This is a genomic window from Pseudomonas sp. R38(2017) (genome assembly GCF_002112395.1).
Taxonomy (GTDB): domain Bacteria; phylum Pseudomonadota; class Gammaproteobacteria; order Pseudomonadales; family Pseudomonadaceae; genus Aquipseudomonas.
In genome coordinates, this window is the sequence record NZ_NEHN01000003.1 from 551,504 (window position 1) to 576,516 (window position 25,013).

Annotated in this window: 22 protein-coding genes and 2 tRNA genes; 5 read left to right on the forward strand and 19 right to left on the reverse strand. The window is 60.3% G+C overall.

Annotated features, from left to right (window positions below; all coding sequences use genetic code 11):
* Positions 1–36: 36 nt before the first annotated feature.
* Positions 37–369: a DUF3077 domain-containing protein gene (locus CAF87_RS09390; protein WP_085729875.1), complete on the reverse strand. Its 333-nt coding sequence runs from the start codon at positions 367–369 to the stop codon at positions 37–39.
* A 487-nt stretch (positions 370–856) separates the two neighbouring features.
* On the opposite strand from CAF87_RS09390, the gene CAF87_RS29250 reads away from it, so the two are divergent.
* Positions 857–1,015, forward strand: a complete 159-nt coding sequence (locus CAF87_RS29250; RefSeq protein ID WP_170929611.1) for a hypothetical protein — start codon at positions 857–859, stop codon at positions 1,013–1,015.
* Positions 1,016–1,104: 89 nt separating this feature from the next.
* Here CAF87_RS29250 and CAF87_RS09395 read toward each other — a convergent pair whose 3' ends face one another.
* From CAF87_RS09395 to CAF87_RS09410, 4 genes are all read right to left on the reverse strand, one after another.
* The gene (locus tag CAF87_RS09395; RefSeq protein WP_085729876.1) at positions 1,105–2,397 is read right to left on the reverse strand and encodes a virulence factor family protein; all 1,293 of its coding nucleotides are present in this window, start codon (positions 2,395–2,397) and stop codon (positions 1,105–1,107) included.
* Positions 2,397–5,036 carry a bifunctional lysylphosphatidylglycerol flippase/synthetase MprF gene (gene mprF, locus CAF87_RS09400; protein ID WP_085729877.1) on the reverse strand — a complete coding sequence of 880 codons (2,640 nt, stop codon included), beginning with the start codon at positions 5,034–5,036 and terminating at the stop codon, positions 2,397–2,399. The genes CAF87_RS09395 and mprF overlap by 1 nt, the downstream gene beginning before the upstream one ends.
* A 279-nt stretch (positions 5,037–5,315) precedes the next feature.
* Positions 5,316–5,392 (reverse strand) — tRNA-Met (locus tag CAF87_RS09405).
* Positions 5,393–5,601: 209 nt separating this feature from the next.
* Positions 5,602–5,678: transfer RNA gene (locus CAF87_RS09410), tRNA-Met, on the reverse strand.
* Between the two features lie 280 nt (positions 5,679–5,958).
* On the opposite strand from CAF87_RS09410, the gene dinB reads away from it, so the two are divergent.
* Positions 5,959–7,020, forward strand: a complete 1,062-nt coding sequence (gene dinB, locus CAF87_RS09415; RefSeq protein WP_085729878.1) for a DNA polymerase IV — start codon at positions 5,959–5,961, stop codon at positions 7,018–7,020.
* A 48-nt stretch (positions 7,021–7,068) separates the two neighbouring features.
* Here the strand turns inward: dinB and CAF87_RS09420 are convergent, their stop codons facing one another.
* The 4 genes from CAF87_RS09420 to CAF87_RS09435 form a co-directional block, all read right to left on the reverse strand.
* Complete coding sequence (locus CAF87_RS09420; RefSeq protein WP_085729879.1) at positions 7,069–8,022, reverse strand: hypothetical protein; 954 nt, start codon at positions 8,020–8,022, stop codon at positions 7,069–7,071.
* Between the two features lie 17 nt (positions 8,023–8,039).
* A complete protein-coding gene (locus tag CAF87_RS09425) occupies positions 8,040–9,755 on the reverse strand; it encodes a proline--tRNA ligase (RefSeq protein WP_085729880.1) in 1,716 nt (571 codons plus the stop codon).
* A gap of 115 nt (positions 9,756–9,870) precedes the next feature.
* Positions 9,871–11,430, reverse strand: a complete 1,560-nt coding sequence (locus CAF87_RS09430; protein ID WP_085729881.1) for an AmpG family muropeptide MFS transporter — start codon at positions 11,428–11,430, stop codon at positions 9,871–9,873.
* A 43-nt stretch (positions 11,431–11,473) separates the two neighbouring features.
* On the reverse strand, positions 11,474–11,857 hold the full coding sequence (locus CAF87_RS09435; RefSeq protein ID WP_170929612.1) for an MGMT family protein: 384 nt from the start codon (positions 11,855–11,857) through the stop codon (positions 11,474–11,476).
* Between the two features lie 135 nt (positions 11,858–11,992).
* On the opposite strand from CAF87_RS09435, the gene CAF87_RS09440 reads away from it, so the two are divergent.
* The gene (locus CAF87_RS09440; RefSeq protein ID WP_085729883.1) at positions 11,993–13,000 is read left to right on the forward strand and encodes a DUF481 domain-containing protein; all 1,008 of its coding nucleotides are present in this window, start codon (positions 11,993–11,995) and stop codon (positions 12,998–13,000) included.
* A 118-nt stretch (positions 13,001–13,118) separates the two neighbouring features.
* Here the strand turns inward: CAF87_RS09440 and CAF87_RS09445 are convergent, their stop codons facing one another.
* Positions 13,119–13,328 carry a cold-shock protein gene (locus CAF87_RS09445; RefSeq protein ID WP_002554837.1) on the reverse strand — a complete coding sequence of 70 codons (210 nt, stop codon included), beginning with the start codon at positions 13,326–13,328 and terminating at the stop codon, positions 13,119–13,121.
* Between the two features lie 353 nt (positions 13,329–13,681).
* Here CAF87_RS09445 and dcd point away from each other — a divergent pair, with 353 nt between their 5' ends.
* Both dcd and CAF87_RS09455 read left to right on the forward strand, forming a co-directional pair.
* Complete coding sequence (dcd, locus tag CAF87_RS09450) at positions 13,682–14,248, forward strand: dCTP deaminase (protein ID WP_007954988.1); 567 nt, start codon at positions 13,682–13,684, stop codon at positions 14,246–14,248.
* A gap of 106 nt (positions 14,249–14,354) precedes the next feature.
* Entirely contained in the window at positions 14,355–14,564 is a 210-nt protein-coding gene (locus CAF87_RS09455) for a hypothetical protein (protein WP_085697404.1), read from the forward strand.
* A 39-nt stretch (positions 14,565–14,603) separates the two neighbouring features.
* Here the strand turns inward: CAF87_RS09455 and pdeM are convergent, their stop codons facing one another.
* The 9 genes from pdeM to CAF87_RS09500 all read right to left on the reverse strand — a co-directional run bounded on the left by pdeM (position 14,604) and on the right by CAF87_RS09500 (position 24,926).
* On the reverse strand, positions 14,604–15,260 hold the full coding sequence (gene pdeM, locus CAF87_RS09460; protein ID WP_085729884.1) for a ligase-associated DNA damage response endonuclease PdeM: 657 nt from the start codon (positions 15,258–15,260) through the stop codon (positions 14,604–14,606).
* Positions 15,260–17,746 carry a ligase-associated DNA damage response DEXH box helicase gene (locus CAF87_RS09465; RefSeq protein ID WP_085729885.1) on the reverse strand — a complete coding sequence of 829 codons (2,487 nt, stop codon included), beginning with the start codon at positions 17,744–17,746 and terminating at the stop codon, positions 15,260–15,262. The genes pdeM and CAF87_RS09465 overlap by 1 nt, the downstream gene beginning before the upstream one ends.
* Positions 17,747–17,805: 59 nt before the next feature.
* Positions 17,806–18,570, reverse strand: coding sequence for an ABC transporter ATP-binding protein (locus CAF87_RS09470; protein WP_085729886.1), 765 nt, complete (start codon positions 18,568–18,570; stop codon positions 17,806–17,808).
* Between the two features lie 13 nt (positions 18,571–18,583).
* Positions 18,584–19,702, reverse strand: a complete 1,119-nt coding sequence (locus CAF87_RS09475; RefSeq protein ID WP_085729887.1) for a succinylglutamate desuccinylase/aspartoacylase family protein — start codon at positions 19,700–19,702, stop codon at positions 18,584–18,586.
* Positions 19,703–19,714: 12 nt separating this feature from the next.
* Entirely contained in the window at positions 19,715–20,425 is a 711-nt protein-coding gene (locus CAF87_RS09480; RefSeq protein WP_085729888.1) for an ABC transporter permease, read from the reverse strand.
* The gene (locus CAF87_RS09485; protein ID WP_065259276.1) at positions 20,422–21,150 is read right to left on the reverse strand and encodes an ABC transporter permease; all 729 of its coding nucleotides are present in this window, start codon (positions 21,148–21,150) and stop codon (positions 20,422–20,424) included. Before CAF87_RS09485 ends, CAF87_RS09480 begins: the two co-directional genes overlap by 4 nt.
* Before the next feature lie 57 nt (positions 21,151–21,207).
* Positions 21,208–21,990, reverse strand: coding sequence for a transporter substrate-binding domain-containing protein (locus CAF87_RS09490; protein ID WP_065259277.1), 783 nt, complete (start codon positions 21,988–21,990; stop codon positions 21,208–21,210).
* Positions 21,991–22,209: 219 nt separating this feature from the next.
* The gene (locus CAF87_RS09495) at positions 22,210–23,895 is read right to left on the reverse strand and encodes an ATP-dependent DNA ligase (RefSeq protein ID WP_085729889.1); all 1,686 of its coding nucleotides are present in this window, start codon (positions 23,893–23,895) and stop codon (positions 22,210–22,212) included.
* Positions 23,892–24,926, reverse strand: coding sequence for a ligase-associated DNA damage response exonuclease (locus CAF87_RS09500; RefSeq protein ID WP_085729890.1), 1,035 nt, complete (start codon positions 24,924–24,926; stop codon positions 23,892–23,894). Before CAF87_RS09500 ends, CAF87_RS09495 begins: the two co-directional genes overlap by 4 nt.
* Between the last annotated feature and the right edge of the window lie 87 nt (positions 24,927–25,013).

The window sequence follows — 25,013 nt, forward strand, 5'->3', positions numbered from 1 at the left end:
TTGTGGCTGGCGGGGGCTTTTTCGTTTCTGTGCCGTTTACATACTTTCGGGCAATTCTGCTTCAGACTCGGTTTTCGTCCGCGTTACTCGTGGCATCAGGGATTTCGTCACATCATCCATCAAGGCCTTGCCCGTGATTGTCAGGTAATGCGCAGCCCAGGCGTGGCGGTCGCTTTCCTTGTCGTAGGCGGCATCTTCGGCGAAGGATTTGGCGAGAAACAACAGATCTGAAGCCTGTGACAGGGCTTCGACGATGGGGACGCCAGAGCGGACGTTGAAAGACGCTTGATCGGAGCCAGAGCCGTAGAGAAAGGAGGTGAAGCCGATGGTTGTAAGGTCTGTGGGTATAGACGATTTCGTTTCGGTCATGGTGTTACTCCTTGGTTCGAGGAGCTGCAACTTCCGTTACCACACGAAAGGGAGGCAGCTGTACGCAGGGTGGTAAACCGGGAACCAAGGAAACCGGCACGCCCGAAGGCGACCCACGCACAGCTGCCATAAATCGAAATCACAGACAGGAAAGTGCCTGTGATTGTGAATGGGGCGCTGTTGCGCTGGTTTATCCGGGTTACCACACCCGATCACTGAAAGGGTCAGCGACCTCTGGAGAGTATCCCGTCAAAAAACAGTGCAATAGGGCGGCAAAGTGCCCAAACACGAGATTAGGAGTTTGCCTACAAGGTACTCGGACGTCATCTGATATTGCGCCACCGGAAGTAAGCGAAACTATGCGTCGGACAGAATCAATGCGCTAAGCAGGTGTTGATTCTTCAATTAGCTTCGCTTGGCAACTGTCCTTTGTTCCAGGACTGAGGGCAGTTCGAGTGAAAGGCGGCATTCTTGGAGAAGGGTGTTCATGAAGAAATGCTTGAAACAAGAAAGGCTGGATGAACTCGAGAATCTCCTGGTTGAAGAGGTAGCCGAGGCACGATTGATCAATTTCAATCCGGCTCAAGCGATTAGCCATGACGACATGCGGGCGAGGTACGGCCAGGAAGCGCTGACAGTCAGCTGAGTTCTGTATGGCTCTCTGTGGGAGCTCCGGGAATGAAAAAGCCCCCGCAACCGTGAGGTTGCGGGGGCTTTTCGTTGGAGCGCCTCAGATCACTCTGCCGGCTGATCCTTGCTCTGACGCTTCTCGATCAGATCCACCAACCGCTTGGCCAGCGCCGGGTAGTTCTCGTCGAAGTGGTGGCCGCCAGGCAGTTTCACCGCTTCGCCCACCGCTGTCTTGTCGGTGCAACCGCTTTCATCCTTCTCTTCTTCGCCGTAGATGCACACGACCTTGGCCGGTGGCAGCTTGGCCATTTCCGGGCCGGTGGCGGCTTCTTTGCCGGCGTTGCCGAGCCAGCCTTCGACTTCGATTTCGAAGCTGCCGGTGCGGGCGAAGGCCAGCAGTATGATTGCGTCGACGCGTTGCTGCTCGGTTTCCGGCAGGCGGTTGTAGATGGCCGGCAGGACATCGGCGCCGAACGAGTAACCGGTCAGGATGAAGCGTTTGGTGCCCCATTTCTGGCGGTAGTGCTGCATCAGTTCGGTCAGGTCCAGCGCGCTCTGTTCCGGGCTCTTGTGCTGCCAGTAGTAGCGCAGGGTGTCGATGCCGACGACCGGGTAGCCGATCTTGGCCATTTCACCGGCCACGTCGCGGTCGAGGTCGCGCCAGCCGCCGTCACCGGACAGGAACAGGGTCACGGTGTCCTTGGCCTGGCCGGCCGGGACTTCCACCACCGGGATCTGCAGGCCGCCGTTGGCTTTGTCGCCACCGACGAGGATTTTGCGCAGTTCATTGTTCAGCACTTGCGGCAGGTTGATGTCGTAGTCGCTGATGCTGGTTTCGGCATTCGGTTGATCACGCACGAAACCGGCGCTGGTGTCGTCCGGGTTATCGTTCCAGGCCACCAGCCAATGGCCATGGGCAGCGGACTTCGGCAGCAGGTGAGTGCAGCCGCCTTTTTCCAGGGCCAGATCAACCGACACGGCCTGGGCCTTGTCGTCCTTCTGTTCCGACAGCCAGCGCCAGGCCAGCACCGCGCCAGGGCCGATGCCGCTGACCAGGGTCGCCGGGCCGTTCAGTTCGCGCAGACCGCTTTGCAGCGCGCGGCTTTGCTGCAGGCAGTCCTTGGGCAGAATCACCTGGACGATCTGCGCCGAGGCGCTGCGGCTCAGGGTGGTCAGCTGATTGTCGGTGAGTTTCTTGTCGTCCTCGACCGCCACCAGCACCTGGGCTTTGGGCTTGGTACCGGGGATGACCCGGGTCATGGCGATGCCGTCAGCCGGTTTTAGCTGTTCGAGGGTCGGTTCCGGTGCCGGGCGTTTGAGGTACCAGTAACCGCCGCCGGCAATCACGGCCAGCACGATCAGTGCGGCCAGGATGTACTTCAGGGAGCGTTGAATCATCAGCGTTTCACCAATCCAGTCAAGCCGCCCGCGATCAGGGCAGCAGTATCGGCCAGTGCCACCAGCGGATCGAGTCCGGCGGGCACTGCCATATAACGGGGTTCCCAGTCAGGCTGGAACTTGTCTTTGAAGCGGCGCAAGCCTTGGAAGTTGTACAGCTGCTCACCACGGCGGAAAACCATCGAGCCCAGACGCTGGGTCAGCGGTGCGCCACGCCGGGGTTGCAACCCCGACAACGGCACCATGCCCAGGCTGAAACGCGCGTATCCGTGACTCTTATAATGTTGAATCAGACCGACCATCAAAAACTCCATGGTCAGCTTGGGGGCGTCCGGGTGTGAGCGCATCAGGTCGAGACTGGCCAGGTCATGGCTGTAAGTCTCGAGCAGGTTGGCGAACGCCACCGGGCGGCCTTCGAAGCGAATCACCGCGATGCGGAAATGCTTCAGGTAATCGTCGCTGAAACGGCCGAGGGAGAAGCCTTTCTCGCGCACGTTCTTGCCGGTCAGCCAGGCATCGGAAATCACTTTGAGCTCGTCCATCGGCGCCTGGCCCGGTTCGAAGATCTCCAGCGACAGGCCATCGCGGGTGCCACGGTTCCAGGTGTAGCGCAGGTCCTTCATCTCCTTGCCCTTGGCGTCCAGGTCAAAGCGATGCAGATCGACCCGGGCTTCCTCGCCCAGCTTGATCGCGGTCAGACCGATGTCCATGTAGTACGGCAGGTTCTCGGCACGCACCTGATAGAACACCGGACGGGCGTGGTGAATGTCACACAGGTCACGGAACTGCCAGATCATTTCCGCCCGTTGCTGGCCCGGACCGATCGGGTCGTACAGCGCCACCAGACTGCGACCGCGACGGGCGTACATCAGGAACGCTTCGTCGTTGGGATGAAACAGTAGTGCCTTGTCACCGGTCAGGGCCAGGCCGCCATCCGGTTGCGAGGAGGCCATCAGGATCTTTGTGGCGCGCTCCAGTTCATCGGGCGTCGGCAGATGAATCACCGGGCGGGCGGTACGCAGCAGCCAGGTCAGGGCGATCACCAGCAACAGCACCGCAGCGCCGAGCAGCGAACGCAGACCGCGCGGGGCATCGGCGTCGAGGGTGAACTGCCACCACAACTGATGGCTGTACGGCACGTCCTGATAGGCGAACAGCAACAGCCAGGTCGATGCGCCGAGTACGCACAGACTCGCCACCAGATACAGCGGCGAGAACGGCACTTCAGTCAGACGGCTCGGCCGATAGAAAGAACGACGGAACACCCCCAGCAGCGCGGCGGTGAGGGTCATCAGCGTGGCTTCTTCCCAGTCGAAACCCTTGAGCAGCGAGAGCAGGGCGCCTACGAGCAGCAGAATGGTGGTCAGCATCCACGCCGCTGACAGTCGGCGACGCAGGCCCTGAGCGAGCATCAGGCACAGCACGCCAATCAGGCTGGCGCCGAAGTGCGAAGCATCGACCAGGCGATGGGGAATCAGATAGGCGATGTGCTCCAGTCGGGTATCGATTTCGGGCGTAGCGCCGGAAAACAGCAGCACTACACCGGACAGGAATACGAGTACCGCGAGGATCGGTGCCGCCAGACCAGAAGCTGCGCGCATGGTCTGGGTCTGGAACAGACGCTGACCTTCGTTGATCAGCAGCAGTACACAAGCCACCAGCAATGGCAGCACCACGTAGATCATGCGATACAGCAGCAGGGCGGCAGCCAGTGGTGCTGCGCCGAGTTTGTCCGCGAACGCGGCGAGCAGAATTGCTTCGAAAACCCCGACCCCGCCCGGTACATGGCTGAGCACGCCGGCAGCCAGGGCCAGCAGGTACACCAGCAGGAACGCGCCGAATGGCGGTGCTTCCGGCAGCAACATGTACAACACGGTGGCGGCAGCGGCGACGTCGAGGGCGGTGATGACCAGTTGCAGGAACGTCAGGCGTCGGCCCGGCAGGCGCAGGGTGCGGCGGCCGACCTTGACCAGCAGATTGTCGCGATAGGGTTGTTCCGGCAGCCGCCGACGATAAATGCCCATGGCCAGAATCGCGCCGAGCAGCAGCACCGCAGAGGCAATCGTGGCCAGCAGACCCTCGGACAGGCCCAGGGCCTGGGAGGCGGCCGGCAGGTCACTCAGGGTGGCCAGCGCCGCCAGCGGCGGCAGGGCACAGCCCAGCGACAGGCTGGCGAACAGGGTCATGTGCGCCACTTCCGAAGCGCCCAGGCCAAGTCGTGCATATAAACGGTAGCGCACCGAACCGCCGGACAGCATCGACAGGCCGATGGCGTTGCCGATCGCGAACGCCGTGAAGCCGCCGAGCGCGAGCGTGCGCGGCGGAATGGTTACGCCGGCATAGCGGCTGGCCGACCATTCGTAGCCCAGTAGAATAATGAAGCCGACGACGGTCGCGCCGAAAGCGCCAAGCAGAGCGGGCTTCGGTACATCAAGAATCGAGTCATGCAAAGCATAGAGGTCGAGTTCGCTGAGCAGATGGCGACAGGCAATCAACGCGATAGCGAACAACAGCAAAGTGACCGCCAGACCAATCGGTTGCCGGTATTTGCTGATTCGATCCAGCAGGCGCATACGCTCAGGCTTGATCGATGGATTCACGGTGAGGGTGTCTTGTGGATCAGACGAGTTGGCGCGCATCAATCACCTCTTGGATTGTGCGCGACAGGATGGGGGTATCCAGCCAAGTTACCAATCCCTGTAGAAAAAAATAATCACAAAATACTACGCCTCTCGTCGGGTATCGGCGAGGGCAGGTCTCGGATTGCAGACGTCTTGCCCGCGACTCAAGCATAGTCGTAACTCGGCGGGTCTGAAGATCCTGAGCGGTTCACTGCACAGTGACAGATCATTGTTGCGAAAGGACTTTTTCCACAGATACAAAAAAGGCCACTCTTTCGAGCAGCCTTTTTTGATGTTTGGTTGCGGGAGCCGGATTTGAACCGACGACCTTCGGGTTATGAGCCCGACGAGCTACCAGACTGCTCCATCCCGCGTCTGTGTGGCGGCATTCTACAGGCGAACGGCGGGGTGTCAACCGTTAATACCGCGAAGGGTCAAATAAGCGTGAAAACGCGTCAATCCGTCGCAGGAGGGCGGTAAGTTTCGGAATTGCAAAGGATTCCTGTTTGGCCCGGATGATTGCCCAATGAAAAACAGGCGCGCACAAAAAAGGCCAATCTTTCGATTGGCCTTTTTCGATGTTTGGTTGCGGGAGCCGGATTTGAACCGACGACCTTCGGGTTATGAGCCCGACGAGCTACCAGACTGCTCCATCCCGCGTCTGTGTGGCGGCATTCTACAGAGGATTGCCGGAGTGTCAACCTTGAATCCGGATAAAATCTGTTCTGGTTCAATTGGTTAGCTATTTTTCGAGGTCGCTGACGGGGCCGCAGGTCAGGCAGGGCGTGGGTTTCAGCTCTATTGGTCAGCGATTCCCGATTGAGAAAATAAATTCAAAGGAAGTTTCCTACTGCTGGAAAAGAACCTTCATACCACTGGTGCTATATACAGTTGTCAGTGAGATACTGCCGGTCCGGCGTGCCACTTTTCCATTTCTGCTATGACTCAGCGAAAAATCATCCACATCGACTGTGACTGTTTCTACGCCGCCATCGAGATGCGTGACGATCCGCGTCTGGCCGGCAAACCGCTGGCGGTGGGTGGTTCGGCAGACCGGCGCGGGGTGATCGCCACCTGCAACTATGAGGCGCGGGCTTACGGTGTGCGGTCGGCGATGTCCTCCGGGCATGCCTTGAAACTGTGCCCGGACCTGACGATCGTCAAGCCGCGTATGGACGCCTACCGTGAGGCATCGAAGGAAATTCACACGATCTTTCGCGATTACACCGACCTGATCGAGCCGCTGTCGCTGGACGAGGCCTACCTCGATGTCTCGGACAGCGCGCATTTCGGTGGCAGCGCCACGCGGATCGCCCAGGACATTCGGCGCCGGGTTTCCAATCAATTGCACATCACGGTCTCGGCCGGGGTGGCACCGAACAAGTTTCTGGCCAAGATCGCCAGTGACTGGAAAAAACCCAACGGCCTGTTTGTCATCACCCCGGACCAGGTCGAAGACTTCGTCAGCGGCCTGCCGGTGAGCAAGTTACACGGCGTCGGCAAGGTCACTGCCGACAAGCTGGGCAAGCTCGGTATCAATGACTGCCTGCAACTGCGCGAATGGGACAAGTTGGTGCTGGTGCGCGAATTCGGCAGTTTTGGCGAGCGGATGTGGAGCCTCGCCCGTGGGATAGATGACCGTCAGGTGCATAACGACAGTCGTCGCCAGTCGATCAGCGTGGAAAATACCTACGATGTGGACTTGCCGGATCTGCGCAGTTGCCTGGACAAGCTCCCTGAATTGCTGGAAACCCTGAAAACCCGCATGGCGCGGATCGACAGCAGCTACCGGCCGGGCAAGCCGTTCGTCAAAGTGAAATTTCACGATTTCACCCAGACCACACTGGAGCAGGCCGGGGCAGGGCGGGATCTGGGCAGTTATCAATCGATGCTGACGCAAGCGTTCAATCGGGGTGGCAAACCGGTACGGTTGCTGGGGGTGGGCGTGCGGCTGGAGGATTTGCGCGGCGGCTTTGAGCAGATGGAGTTGTTTGAGCGGTAGGACGCATAAAAAAGCCCGAAACAGGTTCGGGCTCTTCTATAAGCGTTGTCAGTTCGGACCCGGGTCTGCCACCAGTCGCCCGGCATCCTTGGTCAGCGACTTGAGGAACTCGGCCTGCAACTCGGGATCGTTGCGTGTCAGCTCGATCAGGCTCTGTTCCAGCTCACTGGCTTCTTCTTCCAGGCCTAGTTCCGACAGGCGTTTGACCCGGTGAACCCACTGGCTCACTTCGTCGTCTTCCAGATCGTCGTAAATCAGCCCGTGTGCTTCCAGCAGTTTGCCGCGCAGGTGACTGCTGATCGTCAGGGACGAGTCGGAGTGCACATCATCCTTGGCGTCTTCGACGCTGATCTGCAGTTTGCCCACATGGTTCAGATCGTTTTCAGCGAACGGACTGTCCAGCAGGTTCAGGCGCAGCACACCGTTACGGTCGGTGGTCATGTCGAAGCTCTGCTTGCCGGCCTTGACCTGCACCGGACGCTCGCTCCATGGCAGGCTCGAGTACTCCATGCGCTTGTCGCGCTGGACTTCATCGATACCGGCCAGGTTCTGCTGCGCACGACCATGGGACTGCACGTTCATGAACGGGTTGAGCCCGGCGAATCCGTAGCTCAACCAGTCCTTGGTCACGCTGTCCGGCAGGGTGCCGAGGGCGAACACGTTGACCACATTCGCACCGACACCAGCCACCACCGCCACTGCACCCAGCGGAATCTCGTAGATTTCGCGCCAGGGTTGGTAAGGCGTGTAGCGGTCATAACGACGGGTGACTTCGAACTCGGTGACTTCGAAGGTCTTCTGTTCGTTGATCTTCACACGTCGCTGCGGTAGCTCAAGCACCTTAGGCTCACCGACATCGATCTGCAGGCTGTGATCGAGCAGCTTCCGCTCGACCCGCTCTTCGTGCTCGCTGCGCTGTGACATGTGATTGGCACAGCCGCTGACCAGCAGGGCGCCACACAAGGTGACGCCTCCGAGGCCTAAGGTGTTTCGCTTGAACATGAGGTCTCTATCTGGTTTCAGCGGCGGATACGGGCCTGCAGGAAGGACAGCACGTCGGCAACCGGCAGCGCTTGCGCCTGGCCTTCGGTACGGCTCTTGTATTCCAGGTTGCCTTCGGCGAGACCGCGGTCGCTGACCACGATCCGGTGTGGAATGCCGATCAGCTCCATGTCCGCGAACTTGATGCCCGGGCTGGTTTTCTTGTCGCGATCGTCCAGCAGCACTTCGAAGCCGGCAGCGGTCAGTTCCGCGTACAGCTTGTCGGTGGCTTCGCGCACCTGCTCGGTTTCATAGCGCAGCGGTACCAGGGCGATCTGGAATGGCGCCAGAGCGTCGCTCCAGATGATGCCGTTCTCGTCGTTGTTCTGCTCGATGGCCGCCGCCACCACGCGGGACACGCCGATGCCGTAGCAACCCATTTCCAGGGTGACAGGCTTGCCGTTCTCGCCCAGCACTTCGCACTTCATCGCCTTGCTGTACTTGTTGCCCAGCTGGAAGATGTGTCCGACTTCGATGCCGCGCGCGATGTCCAGAGTGCCCTTGCCGTCCGGACTCGGGTCGCCGGCCACGACGTTGCGCAGGTCGGCCACGGTCGGAACCGGCAGGTCACGCTCCCAGTTCACGCCGAAGTAGTGCTTGTCGTCGATGTTGGCACCGATGCCGAAGTCGCTCATCAGCTCGACCGAACGGTCGATGATGATTGGCAGCGGCAGGTTCAGCGGGCCGAGGGAGCCGGCGCCGGCGCCGATGGCGTCACGCAGCTCTGCATCGGACGCCATGACCAGCGGGCTGGCAACGCCAGGTTGCTGGGCAGCCTTGATTTCGTTGAGTTCGTGGTCACCACGGATCACCAGGGCGATCAGCTTGCCTTCTTCTTCGGCGTGCACGATCAGGGTCTTGATGGTCTTTTCAATCGGCAGATTGAATTTCTCCACCAGGGCCGCGATGGTCTTGGTGTCCGGGGTATCGACCAGGCGCAGCTCTTCGGTCGGCGCAGCGCGGGAGGTTTCGCGCGGAACGGCTTCAGCCTTCTCGATGTTCGCGGCGTAGTCGGAACCGTTGCTGAAGACGATATCGTCTTCACCGGAATCGGCCAGTACGTGGAACTCGTGGGAGCCGGCGCCACCGATGGAGCCGTTGTCGGCTTCAACCGGACGGAATTTCAGGCCAAGGCGTGTGAACACGTTGCAGTACGCTTCGTGCATGCGGTCATAGGTTACCTGCAGCGACGCCTGATCGGCGTGGAACGAGTACGCGTCCTTCATGATGAATTCACGGCCACGCATCAAACCGAAGCGTGGGCGGATTTCGTCACGGAACTTGGTCTGGATCTGGTACAGGTTGATTGGCAGCTGCTTGTAGCTGCTCAATTCGTTGCGCATCAGATCAGTGATCACTTCTTCGTGGGTCGGGCCCGCGCAGAAATCGCGACCATGACGGTCTTTGAAGCGCAGCAACTCAGGGCCGTATTCTTCCCAGCGCCCCGACTCCTGCCACAGCTCGGCCGGTTGGGTGCTCGGCATCAACACTTCCAGAGAGCCGGCGGCGTTCATCTCTTCGCGAACGATGGCTTCTACCTTGCGCATTACTCGCAAGCCCATCGGCAGCCAGGTGTACAGGCCCGAGGCGAGTTTGCGGATCATGCCGGCGCGCAGCATCAGCTGATGGCTGATCACGACCGCGTCGGAAGGCGTTTCTTTCTGTGTGGCGAGCAAAAATTGACTGGTGCGCATGGTTGGCCGTTGTCGGTTGCTATGACTGGAAATGACGGAGCAGTGTACCGGCGAGAGCTGCCGACGTACAGAAGTGCAGGTCCGGCGGGAACCCTCCCGCCGGGTGCGAGATGTCTTACGACTCTTCGGCGACTGACGCTGGCACGGGTTCCGGTGTCGGCGTCGGGCCTTCGCGGCGGCTTTCCTGGAACCAGTGCAAGGCGATCAGCACCAGGGTCGGGACGCCGAGCAGCGCGGTGATCATGAAGAAGTTGTGATAGCCGAACTTCTCCACCATCACCCCGGAGTAGCCGCCGATGAGGCGAGGCAGCAGCAACATGATCGAGCTGAGCAGCGCGTACTGGGTGGCGGAGAATTTCAGGTTGGTCAGGCTGGACAAGTAAGCGACGAACGCCGACGTGGCCATGCCCGAACTGAAGTTGTCGAGGGAGATGGTCACGATCAACATCTTCAGGTTCGGGCCCATGTCGGCCAGCATCACGAATAACAGGTTGGTGCCCGCCGACGCCGCGCCGCCAATGAACAGGATCGGCAGGATGCCAAAGCGCACGATCAACAGGCCGCCCATGCCGGCACCGATCAGCGTCATGATCAGGCCGAAGATCTTGCTGACGCTGGCGATCTGGTCCTTGGTGAAACCCTGATCGATATAGAACACGTTGGCCATGACGCCCATGACCGTATCCGACATCCGATAAGTGGCGATCAAGCCCAGCAACAGCAGGGCCTGCCAGCGGTAGCGCAGGATGAAGTCGTTTACCGGGGTCAGCACCGGCGCCAAGCCACGGCGCCCCATGGTCGAAAGGCACAGGCCGGTCAGCAGGGTATAGAGGATGGCGCGCAGGAAGGCCCGGTCTTCCAGCAGCAGGTCCAGCGGGCTCATGGTGCCGAACAGCACGCTGGCGAAATCGGTGTTGTAGAGCTGGGTGAACATCGCCGGTACGGAGACCAGCAGGACGATCAGCACGAACACCGACATCAGTTGATGCATGAACGTATAGCGCCCGGCCTGCAGTTGGGTGCGCAGCGGTACTGGCGGTTCACGCATCAGAAAGGTTGTGAGCAGGGCAGGGATCATCAATGCACCGAACAGCACGTAGGTGCCGGTCCAGGCGGAATGCTGATAGTTGAACCCGGTGGAGCCGAAACCTTCGGCGAAGAACAAGGCGCCAGCAGTCGCGAGCAGCGCTGCGACCCGATAGCCGGACATATAACTGGCGGCCAGCGCGGCCTGGCGGTTGTCTTCGGCGATTTCCAGGCGATAGGCGTCGACGGCGATGTCCTGGGTGGCGGAGGCGAAGGCGACGATTACGGCAATAGCGATCAGCCAGGACAAGTGTTTCTGCGGGTCGCAGAAGCCCATCCCGATCAGGCCGAGGATCACCAGCGATTGAGAAAGCACGAGCCACGAACGGCGTCGACCCAGCTTGCCCAGCAAAGGCAGGCGCCACTGATCGAGCAGCGGCGACCAGACCCATTTGAAGGCATAGGCCAAGCCGATCAGGCTCGCATAGCCGATCGTCTCCCGGGCTACACCGGCTTCACGCAGCCAGACCGAAAGTGTCGAGAACACCAGCATGTACGGCAGGCCGGCGGCGAAACCCAGCAACAACAGCACGAGCGTCGAAGGACTGGCATAGGCGGCGAGCGCGGCGCGCCAGGTTTTACGGGGCATGGGCTGAAGTCTGCCTCAAGATTGCGAAAACAAAGCGCGCACTCTAACCGCTGTGCTCTACCGGACGCCAGCCATGGCGCCGAATATCCACACGATTGTTCAGGATCGTAACGCCCTCCATACGCAATCGTGCCCGCTGCTCATCACCCGAAGGGCTGCCCACCGGCAGGCTGATCCGACCGCCGGCACCGAGTACCCGGTGCCAGGGCAGCTTTGTGTCGCCGGGTAGTTGGCTCAGGGTACGGCCGACCCAGCGGGCGGCGCGCCCCAACCCGGCCAGTTCGGCCAACTGACCATAGCTGACCACCTTGCCCTCAGGTACCTGGGCAAGGGTCGAGTAGAGTGCCGTGCGTCGGATTTGCGGATCGTTTTCGCAGGCTTGTATCGGGTCTGTCACGTGCGCCGTTCCTGAACAGGGTCGATTCATGGATTAAAGGTTAATCCGTGATCGCGCAATTGAGAAATGAACTCAACAGAAATAGCCGAGTCATTCCTTGTCAGGGGATTATTCCTACGGATAATGCCGACCCTTTTTTTGCAAACTTGAGCTCCCGATTCGCTTATGTTGTCCAGAACCCTGCTGTGCCTTGCTGTCTTCAGTGCGTCCACGCCTTTGCTCGCCGATACCGTCTGGTTGAAGAACGGTGACAGGCTGAGCGGCAAAATCACCCTGTTCGATGGCGGCAAGTTGCTGGTCCAGACCCAGTACGCCGGCGCGGTCACCATTGACTGGAAGCAGGTCAAGACTCTGGAGAGTGATCAGGAACTGCTGGTCAAGCAGGACGCGTACAACGGCGAAAAAGCCAAGTCGCTGACTGCCGCCGAAGACGGCAAGGTCACTCTGGCCAACGGCGAAGCGCCGAAAACCGTCGAGCTGGCGAGTATCCAGCAGATTCTAAAGCCCAAGCCGGTGGTCGAGGATCTGGTCTGGAAGGGCAATGTCGATCTGGCCCTGGATTATCAGCGTGCTGAAAAAGACACCAATGACTACGACATCGGCTTCAAGACCTCTGCGCGTCACGGGCGCTGGCGACACACCGCTGAGGGCGAGTACAACCGCGAAGTCCAGGATGAGGTGGTCACCACCAACAACTGGCGTGCTGAATACGCACTGGACCGCTTCCTCACCGACAAGTGGTTCTGGCAAGGGCGTCTGAACTACAAGCGTGATTACGTCGAAGAGCTGTCGCGCCAGCGGGTGGTTGGTACTGGTCCGGGTTACCAGTTCTGGGATGACGAGCTCGGAGCGTTCTCGCTCGGCTCACTGCTCAACCGCACCGACTACGAGTACAGCGATGGCGGCAAGGACAACTTCTATTCCGTTGCCATGAAGTGGGACTACAACCGCTACCTGATCGGCAAGAAGGTGCAGTTCTTCACCACCGGCGAACTTGGCAAGCCACTGTCGGACGTCGCCAACTATGCCCTGGATTCGGAAGTGGGCCTGCGCTACAAGGTGACGGACTGGGCCTCGCTCAATCTCAAGGCCGAGCGTGACATCATCAGTGGTACCAAGGACGCGGACCTGAACAAGACCCGCTACACCGCAGGTTTCGGCGTAGCCTGGTAACGCCATTTAAAAAAATCGCAACCTTCGACAGGTTGCGATTTTTTTTGTCTCGACAAAACAGACACCCACAAAAAAGCCCCGCTTTAAGGGCGGGGCTTCTTGGCTAAGAAGCTACAAGTTAGATAACTTGTACTTCTTCAGCTTGCATGCCTTTCTGACCGCGGGTAGCGATGAAAGAAACCTGTTGGCCTTCTTTCAGGCTTTTGAAGCCGTCGGACTGGATAGCTTTGAAGTGAACGAACAGGTCGTCACCGGATTGTGGAGTGATGAAGCCGAAGCCTTTTTCATCGTTGAACCACTTAACGGTACCGGTTTGGCGATTAGACATGGTGTAACTCCTTGAACAAAGATAACTGCGACTCAGGAAGAACCCTGGCCGAGACTGAGTGCAAAGAGCAGGAAAAATTCTTGTAGATGGTTGGATCGAAATTCAACATATCGTGTAGAGATTCTCAGTGACACAAGCAGCACAGTGGCGCCACCTTAACCCTTTTTCCGGAACGTGCCAATGCTTCTTGCGAAGGTTTCTCCGTTTTAAGGATCGGCGGTGTGACGGTTCGTCGCCAGACCGCGTAATTCCTGCACGTTCGGCGAGAATTGCAGCCCGGACTTTGAACCCGGCGACGCGCCCGGTAAGATGCCGGACAGATTTTTTCCACCTCGCTATTCAGGACACCCGCCATGAGCATCAAATCGGACAAGTGGATTCGCCGCATGGCGCAGGAACACGGCATGATCGAGCCGTTCGTCGAGCGCCAGGTACGTGGCAGCGACGACAGCCGGGTGATCTCCTACGGTGTTTCGAGCTACGGCTACGATGTGCGTTGCACCAACCATTTCAAGGTGTTCACCAACATCAATTCGGCCATCGTCGATCCGAAGAACTTCGACGCCGGCAGCTTCGTCGATGTCCACAGCGACGTCTGCATCATCCCGCCGAACTCCTTCGCCCTGGCCACGACCGTTGAATACTTCCGTATTCCGCGCAATGTCCTGACCATCTGCCTGGGCAAAAGCACTTACGCCCGTTGCGGCATCATCGTCAACGTCACTCCGCTTGAGCCTGAGTGGGAAGGTCAGGTGACCCTGGAGTTCTCCAACACCACCAACCTGCCGGCGAAGATCTACGCCAATGAAGGTGTGGCGCAGATGCTGTTCCTCGAATCCGACGAGGAATGCGAAGTCTCCTACAAGGACCGTGCCGGCAAGTACCAGGGTCAGCGTGGCGTGACCCTGCCGCGCACCTGAGCCGTCCATCCGGCAGTTACCGGGAATTCTTCGGCGGGTAGACACTCTATGGGGTGTACTGCCCGTTTCGCGAACAGCGCAGCGGGCCTTCGCCGAGGAGTGCTCCATGAAGATCGATCCGCAAATCACTGCCGAACTGGCAAGGCTCGAGCCCAATCAGGTTGGCGTATTGGCCTGGTCCTTGTTGGCACACCCGCCTATCGCCATGGCTGGCGGAATTCCTCACCAGCCCGATCCCGATACCCCCAACGAAGAACCGACCGAGCCCGGCGAACCTACATTGCCGGACAAACCGCCACCTGCGCCTGTCGCTTGATTGAATGTATGGCCCGTCGGCTGAATCCTGAACAGGACTTCAGCCGACGGGCCATATTTCGTTATCACCAATGACAAAGATCCGACAGATGTCTTCCTTCTCCACCGGATAACCGCCAGTGAAGGCACCGAAGGCCGGCAGCAGGCTGATGCGTTCTCCCAGCCTGAAACACGCCAGCCGAAGACACTGACGCCCCTTGCCGTTCAATCGATAAACCGGATGCACGTGCCCGGCTAGGACATGGCGTTCAGGGTGCGGATCGGGTTCATGCTGCAAGGCGAAGGGTCCTAGCAGCAAGGGCTCCGGCACCACCCGAATATTCAGCGCCTGCGGCGGATCGCCGGCACGTTTATCGTGATTGCCGCGAACCAGCGTGATCGGCAGATCGGCATGACGCGCCCGCCACTGCGCCAATGCCTGCAAGGTGCCAGTGGCATGGGAGCCGGGCCCATGCAAAAAATCACCGAGGAAGATCAGTTGCCGACAGGGCAGTTTCGCCAGCAATTGCTCGATCACGGCGATATTGCTCGCCGTGGTGCCCTGCGGCACCGGTTGCCCCAGGCGCCGGTAAGCGGCAGCCTTGCCGAAATGTACGTCAGCAATCAGCAACGCTTGTTGCGCAGGCCAGTACAGCGCCTTTTCCGGCAGCAACCATAGGTCTTCGCCTGCCAGGCGCACAGGATAGGGCGCGTTCATCAGGATAGGCCCTTGTCGGCGGTTTTTTCCAGATCGCCGACCATTCGGCGGATGCGGTCGGCGAGTTTTTCCGAACTCATGCTTTCGCGCATGCGCTCCACCAGCAATGGAAAACCGAGCGGTGTAGGACGTTTGATCAGGTGCATGTCCAGTTTCATCCGGTTGACTCGCTCCAATGTCTGTTCCAGCCGAAGAATATCCAGTTCTTCGCGCAGGACTTCTTCCCCGGCCTGTGCCAGTAGCAGATTGTCGGCGTCGTATTGTTTGAACACTTCGAAGAACAGACCGCTGGAGGCCTGCACCTGACGAGTGCTTTTCGGCGCACCGGGGTAACCGGCGAACACCAGACCGGCAATCCGGGCGATTTCCCGAAACCTGCGCAGCGCCAGTTCGCCCGCGTTGAGACTGGCGAGCACATCCCTCAACAAATCCTCGGGACTGAGCAGAGCGCCATCCAGTTGCACAGACCAATCAACGGGCGTGGCGCTAAGCAATTCCAGTCCGTAATCATTGACCGCAATCGAGAAGGTCACAGGCAGGCGCTGGCTGACCCGCCACGCCAGCAGGCTGGCCAGCCCCAGATGCACCTGACGTCCGGCAAACGGATAGAGGAAAAGGTGCCAGCCTTCGCGGGATTTCAGCACTTCGGCCAACAGGCTGTCGGCCGTCGGCAGGCCCGACCAGCGCAGCTGCGTTTCCAGCAGCGGGCGCAAGGCCTGCATTTCCGGGCCGGCAAACTCACCGTGTGCCGCCGCGCTGAACCGGGTGACCACCGCTTCAGCCAGTTCGCTGGACAGCGGCATGCGCCCGCCATTCCAGCGCGGCACGGCGGCTTTTTTCGCGGTGCTGCGTTTGACGTAGGCAGTCATGTTTTCCACCCGCACCAGTTCCAGCAAGCGTCCGGCAAACAGGAAACCGTCGCCGGGTTTGAGGCGTGCGATGAAGCCCTCTTCAACGCTGCCCAGTTGCTTGCCGCCTCCGCCCTTGCTCCAGAATTTCAGATGAATGCTGGCGTCGCTGACGATGGTGCCGATACTCATCCGGTGCCGCCGGGCCAGACGCGCGTCTGGCACTCGCCAGACACCCTGTTCGTCCGGCTCGACCCGACGGTAATCCGGGTAAGCCGTCAGTGACATCCCGCCATGGCGTACGAAAGCCAGCGCCCAAGCCCAGTCCGCGAGCGTCAGGTCGCAATAGGCCCAGGCGCTGCGGACTTCTTCGTACAAATCCTCAGGAGTAAAGCCACCCCCCAATGCAATGCTGACCAGATGCTGGACCAGCACATCCAGCGGTTTGTGTGGTGACAGTCGCGGTTCAATCCGTCGCTGCGTCACGGCATCGCGGGCGGCAGCGGCTTCGATCAGTTCCAGACTGTGGGTTGGCACCAGGGTGACCCGCGACGTTCGACCGGGCGCATGGCCTGAACGTCCGGCACGCTGCATCAGACGCGCCACGCCTTTGGCCGAGCCGATTTGCAGCACCCGCTCCACCGGAAGAAAGTCCACTCCAAGATCCAGACTCGAAGTGCAGACCACGGCTTTAAGCTGGCCGTTCTTCAAGGCGTGCTCGACCCAGTCCCGGGTCTCGCGGGACAGCGAGCTGTGGTGCAAGGCAATCAGGCCGGCCCAGTCGGGCCGTGCTTCCAGCAAGGCCTGATACCAGATTTCCGACTGCGCCCGGGTGTTGGTGAACACCAGGCTGCTGGCGCACGCGTCCAGTTCGTCAATCACTTGCGGCAGCATCTTCAGACCGATATGCCCGGCCCAGGGAAAACGCTCGATAGCCGGTGGGAGCAGGGTATCGACACGTAGCGCTTTTTCGCTTTGTCCCTGAACACTCACGCCGCCGCCCTGTGGAATCAGTACCTGTTCGGCGTGGGATTGATTGCCAAGCGTCGCGGACACACCCCAGACAATCAGTCCCGGATGCCAGCGCCGCAGGCGGGCGAGGGCCAGTTGCAATTGCACGCCACGCTTGTTGCCGAGCAATTCGTGCCACTCGTCCACCACAACCATGCGTAACGTCGACAGCGCTGTTTTTGCGTCGGCGCGGGCGAGCATCAGGGTCAGGCTCTCCGGGGTGGTGATCAACGTGGTCGGCAGGCGCCGGTTTTGCCGGGCGCGCTCGCTGCTGCCGGTGTCACCGGTGCGCAGGCCGACGCTCCAGGGAATGTGCAGATCGTCCAGCGGAGTTTGCAGGGCACGCGCGGTGTCGGCGGCCAACGCTCGCATCGGCGTGATCCACAGGACAGTCAGCGGTTCGGCAGGCGGCGGGCGTTTGCGGGTGATTTCTCTGGCAGGCCCGGAGTGGGCAAAACGATCGAGCGCGGCAAACCACACCGCGTAGGTTTTACCGGCGCCAGTGCTGGCGTGCAGCAGACCGGATTCGTCGCGTTTGACCGCCGCCCACACCTGCTTCTGAAAGTCGAACGGCTTCCAGTCGCGGGCGCTGAACCAGTGTCTGGCGAAATCGGTGGAAGTGCCCATGCCGGCGACGTGTGCTCTGAAGGTGTTCCTTCACTGACCGCGCCGGCAGGGCAATAGTTTTACTTGAGATTGCCGCTGAGGAATTGCTTCAGGCGTTCACTTTTCGGATTACCCAGCACGTCTTCCGGCGCACCTTCTTCTTCCACCAACCCCTGGTGCAGGAACAGCACCTGGCTCGACACCTTGCGCGCAAAACTCATCTCGTGGGTCACCATGATCATGGTCCGGCCTTCTTCGGCCAGGCCTTGAATCACCTTGAGCACCTCGCCGACCAGTTCCGGGTCGAGTGCCGAGGTCGGTTCGTCGAACAGCATGACTTCCGGCTCCATCGCCAACGCGCGGGCAATGGCCACCCGTTGCTGCTGGCCGCCGGAGAGGAAGGCCGGGTATTGATCGGCGACCCGTGCCGGCAGGCCAACCTTTTCCAAATAACGACGGGCGCGGTCGTCGGCTTCCTGTTTGCTGCAGCCCAGCACCCGGCGCGGGGCCATGGTGATGTTTTCCAGCACGGTCATGTGGCTCCACAGATTGAAGTGCTGGAACACCATCGCCAGACGCGTGCGCAGGCGTTGCAGTTCCTCGGCGTCGGCGACGTGCATGCCGTGACGGTCGGTGACCATGCGGATCGCCTGGCCGTCGAGGCTCATCGCGCCGTCGTTGGGTTGTTCGAGGAAGTTGATGCAGCGCAAAAAGGTGCTTTTGCCCGAGCCGCTGGCGCCGATCAGACTGATCACGTCACCGGTTTTGGCCTTGAGCGAAACGCCTTTGAGCACCTGATGGTCGCCATAGCTTTTGTGCAGGCCTTCTACGGTCAGTTTGTACATGGGACAGGCATCCTCAAGGCGAAAGTAAGTAGCCGCTGCGATAGGCTTCGATGCCCGCGACGTGGGCGATCACCATACCGGCCGTGGCCATGCGCCGCAGCGAGCGGGCATAGAGCAGACCGGAAGCGGTGCAATGGACTGGCGTGACCCGATCATTGACCGGGTCGATGATTTCGGCGATTTGCTGCCCGGTGTCCAGATGCTGCCCGGGCGTGGCGGTGTACACCAGCAGGCCGCCGACCGGAGTGGTCACCGGCTCGACACCGGCCAACGGAGTGGCCGGGAATGGCAACTCCGGCAGCGGTTTCGAAGCCCCGGCGATAGCGCCGAAGTGAGTCAGGTAATCGAGCAGCGCCTGGCAGTCACGACTGGCCACGGGATGGCTGACGTCGCCCTGGCCGCGCAACTCGACCGTCACCGAGAAACTGCCGAGGGGGATCTCGAAGTGCTCGCCGAAGCGTTCCTTCAATTGCCACCACAACAGGGTGAAGCATTCGTCGAACGACTGACCGCCGGAGTCGGTGGCCAGCAGGCTTGCCTGTGATTCGATATAGCGTGCCAGCGGCTCGACCTGCGGCCAGGCCTCGGGCGTGGTGTAGAGGTGAACCACGGATTCGAAATCGCAGTGCAGATCCAGCACCATGTCTGCATCGCAGGCCAGCCGTTGCAGGGTCAGGCGCTGGGATTGCAGCTGAGTCGTGGCGGTATGGCGGGCGAGGGCGTTGCGCAGGCTGGTGCGGATCAGTTCGAGATTGCGCTGCGGGTCGTCGCACAGTTGCGATTCGATTTCGTTGCCGATCTCTTCGCTGAGGTCGACGAACCAGCGGTTGAAATTCTGCCCGCTTTCCAGCTCGTAGCGGCCCAGCGGCACGTCCATCAGCACCTGTTCAAGGCCGACCGGGTTGGCCACCGGCACCAGCACGATTTCGCTGATCAGCCGCCCGGCGGCTTCCAGCTCCGCCAGGCGTTGCTTGAGGTGCCAGGCCACGAGCATGCCGGGCAGTTCGTCGGCGTGCAGCGAGGACTGGATGTAGATTTTGCCTTTGGCCTTTTCCGGGCCGAAGTGAAAGCTGTGGATCTGTCGTGCGGTCCCCGGCAGTGGGGCCAGCAGGTCATGTATCTGGTGGCGCATTGCAGAGAAGTCCTAGTGAGTCGGCCCGAGGAAGGCCAGCCATCGGCGTTCGGCCAGACGGAACAGGCCGACCAGCGCAAAAGTGATGGTCAGGTAGATCAGCGCGGCGATGCCGAAAGACTGGAAGGTCAGGTAGGTCGCCGAGTTGGCGTCCCGTGCGACTTTCAGGATGTCCGGGATCGTTGCGGTGAACGCCACGGTGGTCGAGTGCAGCATCAGGATTACTTCGTTGCTGTAATACGGCAGCGAGCGACGCAGCGCCGACGGCATGATCACGTAGGCATACAGCTTCCAGCCGGTCAGTCCGTAGGCTTTGGCCGCTTCGACTTCGCCGTGGTTCATGCTGCGGATCGCCCCGGCGAAGATTTCCGTGGTGTAGGCGCAGGTGTTGAGGGCGAAGGCGAGGATCGTGCAGTTCATAGCATCGCGAAAGAATGCATCGAGCACCGGTTGGGCGCGTACGGCGGCCAGGCTGTAGATCCCGGTGTAGCAGATCAGCAGCTGGATATAGAGCGGCGTGCCCCGGAACAGGTAGGTGTAGAACTGAACTGGCCAGCGAATGTAGAAGTGCGGGGAAACCCGGGCAATCGACAGCGGGATCGACACGATGAAACCGATGAAGATCGACGCACTGAGCAGCCATAGGGTCATGGCCAGCCCGGTGATGTTGTTGCCGTCGGTATAAAGGAAGGGTTTCCAGTATTCCTGCAGGAGTTCGATCATCGTACGGCCTCCCGGGCACCGGCGGCGTAACGGCGTTCGAGCCAGCGCAGGATGACGTTCGAGGCACTGGTGATCAGCAGATAGATCAAGGCGGCGAGTACCAGGAAGTAGAACAGTTGATAGGAGCTTTTGCCGGCATCCTGGGCGGCCTTGACCAGATCCGCCAGGCCGATGATCGACACCAGCGCGGTGGCCTTGAGCATCACCATCCAGTTGTTGCCGATGCCCGGCAGGGCGAAGCGCATCATTTGCGGGAACACCACGAAGCGAAAGCGCTGGCCGCGTTTGAGGCCGTAGGCCGTGGCGGCTTCAACCTGACCCCGTGGCACGGCGAGGATCGCACCGCGGAAGGTTTCGGTGAAGTACGCGCCATAAATGAAGCCCAGAGTGATCACGCCGGCCGTGAAGGAGTCGATTTCAATGTAATCCCACTCCATGACGTCGGTCAGCGCGGTCAGCCAGGTTTGCAGGCTGTAGAAGATCAGCAGCATCAGCACCAGGTCCGGCACCCCGCGAATCAGCGTGGTGTAGAGCTGGGCGGGCAAGCGCAGCAGTTTTGATTTTGACAGTTTGGCACTGGCGCCCAGCAGGCCGAGCAACACGGCCACCAGCAGCGACAACGCCGACAATTTGATGGTCATCCAGGTGCCTTCCAACAGCAACGGACCGAAGCCCTTGAGGCTGAAGGCGGAGAGCCCCAGATTTTGTAAGAGGTTTTCGAACATAAATCAGCAACCTGAGCGGATGAAAAAGGCACCCATCGAAGGATGGGCGCCGGTGCATTATTTGCCGCTGTACAGATTCAGATCGCCAAAGTGTTTCTTTTGAATCTCGGCGTATTTGCCGTCGTCGTGTAACGCTTTGATACCTTTATCTAAAAGCGCCTTCAGCTCTTTGTTACCTTTCTTAATACCGACAGCGGTTTTGGCCGGCAGCAATTCGCTGTCAACCGGCTTGCTGACTTCGTATGCGGCACCGTCCGGCGACTTCAAAAAGCCCAGTTCGGCTTGCAGCATGTCCTGGATCGAGGCGTCGAGGCGGCCGTTTTTCAGGTCGGCGTAGACCTGATCCTGGTTTGCGTAGGCCTGGATTTTCACCCCGGCCTTCTCCAGCACGGCCTTGGCGTAGGCTTCCTGGATGGTGCCTTGCTCGTAACCGACGGATTTGCCCTTCAACGAAGCGACGTCATCGGTCAGGCCGGAACCCTTCTTGAACACGTAGGCCGTCGGGCCGGAGAACAGCTCGCTGGAGAAGTCGATGGCCTTTTCACGGGCCGGTGTTACCGTCATCGACGAGATCACACCGTCGAATTTATTGGCGTTGAGGCCCGGAATCATGCCGTCGAAGTCGCTTTCGACCCATTTGCACTTGACCTTCAGCTCGGCGCAGATCGCGTTGCCCAGATCGATGTCAAAGCCCACCAGACTGCCATCGGCCGCTTTCGACTCGAACGGCGCGTAGGACGGGTCAACGCCAAAACGCAGCTCTTTGTATTCCTTGGCCAGTGCGGAACCGGCGGCCATGCACAACGCCAGTGCAGAAAGGGTCAGCAATGCTTTTTTCATTATTCAATCCCTAAGAACCAATATGAGCGCTTGTGGCGCAGAATTATTGTTACTGGAACGCTTACGACTTATAGAAAGTAGCAATTTCCGAACCAGAGTCCCGAACAAGTGTTTTAAAAGGTGTAGGAAGTGAGGGCGCAGCAGGAAAAGTGCCCGAAAACGGGCACAGTAAAAGCGTTGCACCTTTTAAGCGCAGGAAGGGGTTTCGGGGGACAGGAATCAGGCCAGTAGATCCTGCAAGGTCGCCAGACTGTCCGCTTCGTCGACGGTCTTGTCCTGACGCCAGCGCAGCATGCGCGGAAAGCGCACGGCGATGCCGCTCTTGTGCCGGCGCGACAGGGCGATGCCTTCAAAACCCAGTTCGAACACCAGGCTGGGCGTCACGCTGCTGACCGGGCCGAATTTTTCCACGGTGGTCTTGCGCACGATGCTGTCGACTTCGCGCATTTCCGCGTCCGTGAGCCCGGAATAGGCCTTGGCGAAGGGCACCAGTGCGCGCGGGCTGGCGCCGGGCGGGCCGTCCCACACCGCAAAGGTGTAATCGCTGTAAAGGCTGGCGCGCCGGCCATGGCCGCGCTGGGCGTAGATCAGCACCGCGTCGACGCTGAACGGGTCGACCTTCCATTTCCACCACACCCCCATGTCCTTGGTGCGACCGACGCCGTACATCGCGTCCCGGGCCTTGAGCATCATGCCCTCGACGCCCAGTCGTCGAGAGGCTTCGCGCTGGCGGGCGAGGTCGAGCCAGTCGCTGCCGGTCAGCACAGGGGAGGGTAGCAGCAACGGGTTATTGCACTGTGCGATGACGCGCTCCAGCTGTTCGCGGCGTCGGGATTGGGGCTGGCTGCGCCAGTCCTCACCTTGCCATTCCAGCAAGTCATAGGCGAGGACGACCACAGGCACATCTTCGAGGATCTTTTTGTCCAGGGTCTTGCGACCGATCCGTTGCTGGAGCATGGCGAAGGGTTGTACCGCCGGTGGCGCTGTCGAATCTGGATCAAAGGCTTCGGCGTCAGGCCGGGTGTTTTTCCAGACTACGATTTCGCCGTCGATCACCGTGCCGTCAGGCAAACCCTCAACCAGCGAGTCGAGTTCGGGAAAGCGCTCGGTCACCAGTTCTTCGCCACGTGACCAGATCCAAAGCCGCCCGTCACGCTTGACCACCTGTGCGCGGATGCCGTCCCACTTCCATTCAACTTGCCAGTTACTGGCCGGGCCGAGCAGGGCTTCGAACTGTTCGACCGGTTGTGACAATCCGTGGGCGAGAAAGAACGGATAAGGCTGGCCGCCGCGCTGAGAGTGCTCATCGCTGGATTCGGGGGCGATCAGTTTCAGGTAGCTGGCGGCGTTCGGCCGGTTGGACAGGTCGGTGTAACCCACCAGCCGTTGCGCCACGCGTTTGCTGTCCAGTCCGGCCATTGAGGCCAGGGCGCGGGTCACCAGCAATTTGGACACGCCGACCCGAAAACTGCCGGTGATCAGTTTGATGCACAGCATCAGGCTCGGCCGGTCGAGTTGCGCCCACAGCGCCGGTAACTGACGAGCAAGGTATTCCGGGGTTTCACCACGCAGCGGCAACAGCTTTTGCTCGATCCATTCGGCGAGGCCGGCTTCGGAGGTGTGCGGGCTTTCCGGCAATACCAGCGAAATGGTTTCCGCCAGATCACCGACCGCTTGATAGCTCTCCTCGAACAGCCATGGCGTGAGCCCGGACACTTCGACGGCGAGTTCGCGCAGAATCCGTACGGGCACCAGTTGCCGTGGTCGCCCGCCGGACAAAAAGTACACCGCCCACGCGGCATCTTGTGGTTCCGCCTGGGCGAAGTAGGCCTGCATGGCTGCCAGTTTCGCATTACTGGAAGTGGTGGCGTCGAGTTCGGCGTACAACCCGGCGAAGTCCTTCATGGTTGCACCTCGGCAACGGTAGGTTCGACGGCGAGGTTGTCCTGTTCATCATCGCCGTATTCGGTGTTGAAGCCTTGAGCGTCCAGGCCTTTTTCGCGCAGGTGCCGGACCAGCACGCTGATCGAGCCGTGCGTGACCATCACCCGTTCGGCACCGGTCTGTTCGATGGCCCACAACAGGCCGGGCCAGTCGGCGTGATCGGAGAGCACGAAACCGCGATCCACGCCGCGCCGCCGGCGGGTGCCGCGCAGACGCATCCAGCCGCTGGCGAAGCTGTCGCTGTAATCGCCGAAACGCCGCATCCAGCTGCTGCCACCGGCCGAAGGCGGGGCGATGACCAGCGCCTGACGCATCAGCGGATCGTTTTTCTTAACGTCGCCGGCGTAGATCGTCGGTGGCAGGTACACGCCGGCCTCGCGATAGACCCGGTTCAGCGGTTCCACCGCGCCATGGCTGAGGATCGGGCCCAGGGTTTCGTCGATACCGTGGAGGATGCGCTGGGCCTTGCCGAAGGAATAGCAGAACAGCACGCTGGTTTTGCCGGCCTCGATATTCGCCTGCCACCACTGGTTTATCTCGCTGAATACTTGCGCTTGCGGCTGCCAGCGGTAGATCGGCAGGCCGAAGGTCGATTCGGTGATGAAGGTGTGGCAGCGCACTGGTTCGAACGGCGCGCAGGTGCCGTCGGGTTCGATCTTGTAGTCACCGGACGCAACCCAGACTTCTCCCCCGTATTCGAGCCGCACCTGAGCCGAGCCCAGCACATGTCCGGCGGGGTGAAAGCTCAAGGTGACGCCGTGGTGATTCAGGCGTTGACCGTACTCAAGTGTTTGCAGGTTGATGTCCTGACCCAGGCGCGCACGCAGAATGCCTTCGCCGGCGCTGGCGGCCAGATAGTGTGCGTTGCCGGTGCGGGCGTGATCGCCGTGGGCATGAGTGATCACCGCACGTTCGACCGGGCGCCACGGATCAATGTAGAAATCCCCGGCGGGGCAGTACAGGCCTTCGGGGCGGGCGATAACAAGGTCCATGGCGTTACCGGAATGGAGGGACTTGTTAGCTATGAGGTTGGCGTGAAGTCAGAAGTTCGATTGTTTTATCGGGTCATCACAAAACCC

What these genes read in the sequence shown, in the direction of transcription:
- mprF (WP_085729877.1), bottom strand. Translation starts at nt 5,036, where the DNA reads ATGCGCGCCAACTCGTCTGATCCACAAGACACCCTCACCGTGAATCCA.
- CAF87_RS09485 (WP_065259276.1), bottom strand. Translation starts at nt 21,150, where the DNA reads ATGTTCGAAAACCTCTTACAAAATCTGGGGCTCTCCGCCTTCAGCCTC.
- CAF87_RS09390 (WP_085729875.1), bottom strand. Translation starts at nt 369, where the DNA reads ATGACCGAAACGAAATCGTCTATACCCACAGACCTTACAACCATCGGC.
- CAF87_RS09420 (WP_085729879.1), bottom strand. Translation starts at nt 8,022, where the DNA reads ATGTTCAAGCGAAACACCTTAGGCCTCGGAGGCGTCACCTTGTGTGGC.
- CAF87_RS09395 (WP_085729876.1), bottom strand. Translation starts at nt 2,397, where the DNA reads ATGATTCAACGCTCCCTGAAGTACATCCTGGCCGCACTGATCGTGCTG.
- CAF87_RS09470 (WP_085729886.1), bottom strand. Translation starts at nt 18,570, where the DNA reads ATGTACAAACTGACCGTAGAAGGCCTGCACAAAAGCTATGGCGACCAT.
- CAF87_RS09495 (WP_085729889.1), bottom strand. Translation starts at nt 23,895, where the DNA reads ATGAAGGACTTCGCCGGGTTGTACGCCGAACTCGACGCCACCACTTCC.
- CAF87_RS09430 (WP_085729881.1), bottom strand. Translation starts at nt 11,430, where the DNA reads ATGCCCCGTAAAACCTGGCGCGCCGCGCTCGCCGCCTATGCCAGTCCT.
- CAF87_RS09425 (WP_085729880.1), bottom strand. Translation starts at nt 9,755, where the DNA reads ATGCGCACCAGTCAATTTTTGCTCGCCACACAGAAAGAAACGCCTTCC.
- CAF87_RS09455 (WP_085697404.1), top strand. Translation starts at nt 14,355, where the DNA reads ATGAAGATCGATCCGCAAATCACTGCCGAACTGGCAAGGCTCGAGCCC.
- CAF87_RS09440 (WP_085729883.1), top strand. Translation starts at nt 11,993, where the DNA reads ATGTTGTCCAGAACCCTGCTGTGCCTTGCTGTCTTCAGTGCGTCCACG.
- pdeM (WP_085729884.1), bottom strand. Translation starts at nt 15,260, where the DNA reads ATGAACGCGCCCTATCCTGTGCGCCTGGCAGGCGAAGACCTATGGTTG.
- CAF87_RS09500 (WP_085729890.1), bottom strand. Translation starts at nt 24,926, where the DNA reads ATGGACCTTGTTATCGCCCGCCCCGAAGGCCTGTACTGCCCCGCCGGG.
- CAF87_RS09490 (WP_065259277.1), bottom strand. Translation starts at nt 21,990, where the DNA reads ATGAAAAAAGCATTGCTGACCCTTTCTGCACTGGCGTTGTGCATGGCC.
- CAF87_RS09435 (WP_170929612.1), bottom strand. Translation starts at nt 11,857, where the DNA reads ATGAATCGACCCTGTTCAGGAACGGCGCACGTGACAGACCCGATACAA.
- CAF87_RS09480 (WP_085729888.1), bottom strand. Translation starts at nt 20,425, where the DNA reads ATGATCGAACTCCTGCAGGAATACTGGAAACCCTTCCTTTATACCGAC.
- CAF87_RS29250 (WP_170929611.1), top strand. Translation starts at nt 857, where the DNA reads ATGAAGAAATGCTTGAAACAAGAAAGGCTGGATGAACTCGAGAATCTC.
- CAF87_RS09445 (WP_002554837.1), bottom strand. Translation starts at nt 13,328, where the DNA reads ATGTCTAATCGCCAAACCGGTACCGTTAAGTGGTTCAACGATGAAAAA.
- dinB (WP_085729878.1), top strand. Translation starts at nt 5,959, where the DNA reads ATGACTCAGCGAAAAATCATCCACATCGACTGTGACTGTTTCTACGCC.
- dcd (WP_007954988.1), top strand. Translation starts at nt 13,682, where the DNA reads ATGAGCATCAAATCGGACAAGTGGATTCGCCGCATGGCGCAGGAACAC.
- CAF87_RS09465 (WP_085729885.1), bottom strand. Translation starts at nt 17,746, where the DNA reads ATGGGCACTTCCACCGATTTCGCCAGACACTGGTTCAGCGCCCGCGAC.
- CAF87_RS09475 (WP_085729887.1), bottom strand. Translation starts at nt 19,702, where the DNA reads ATGCGCCACCAGATACATGACCTGCTGGCCCCACTGCCGGGGACCGCA.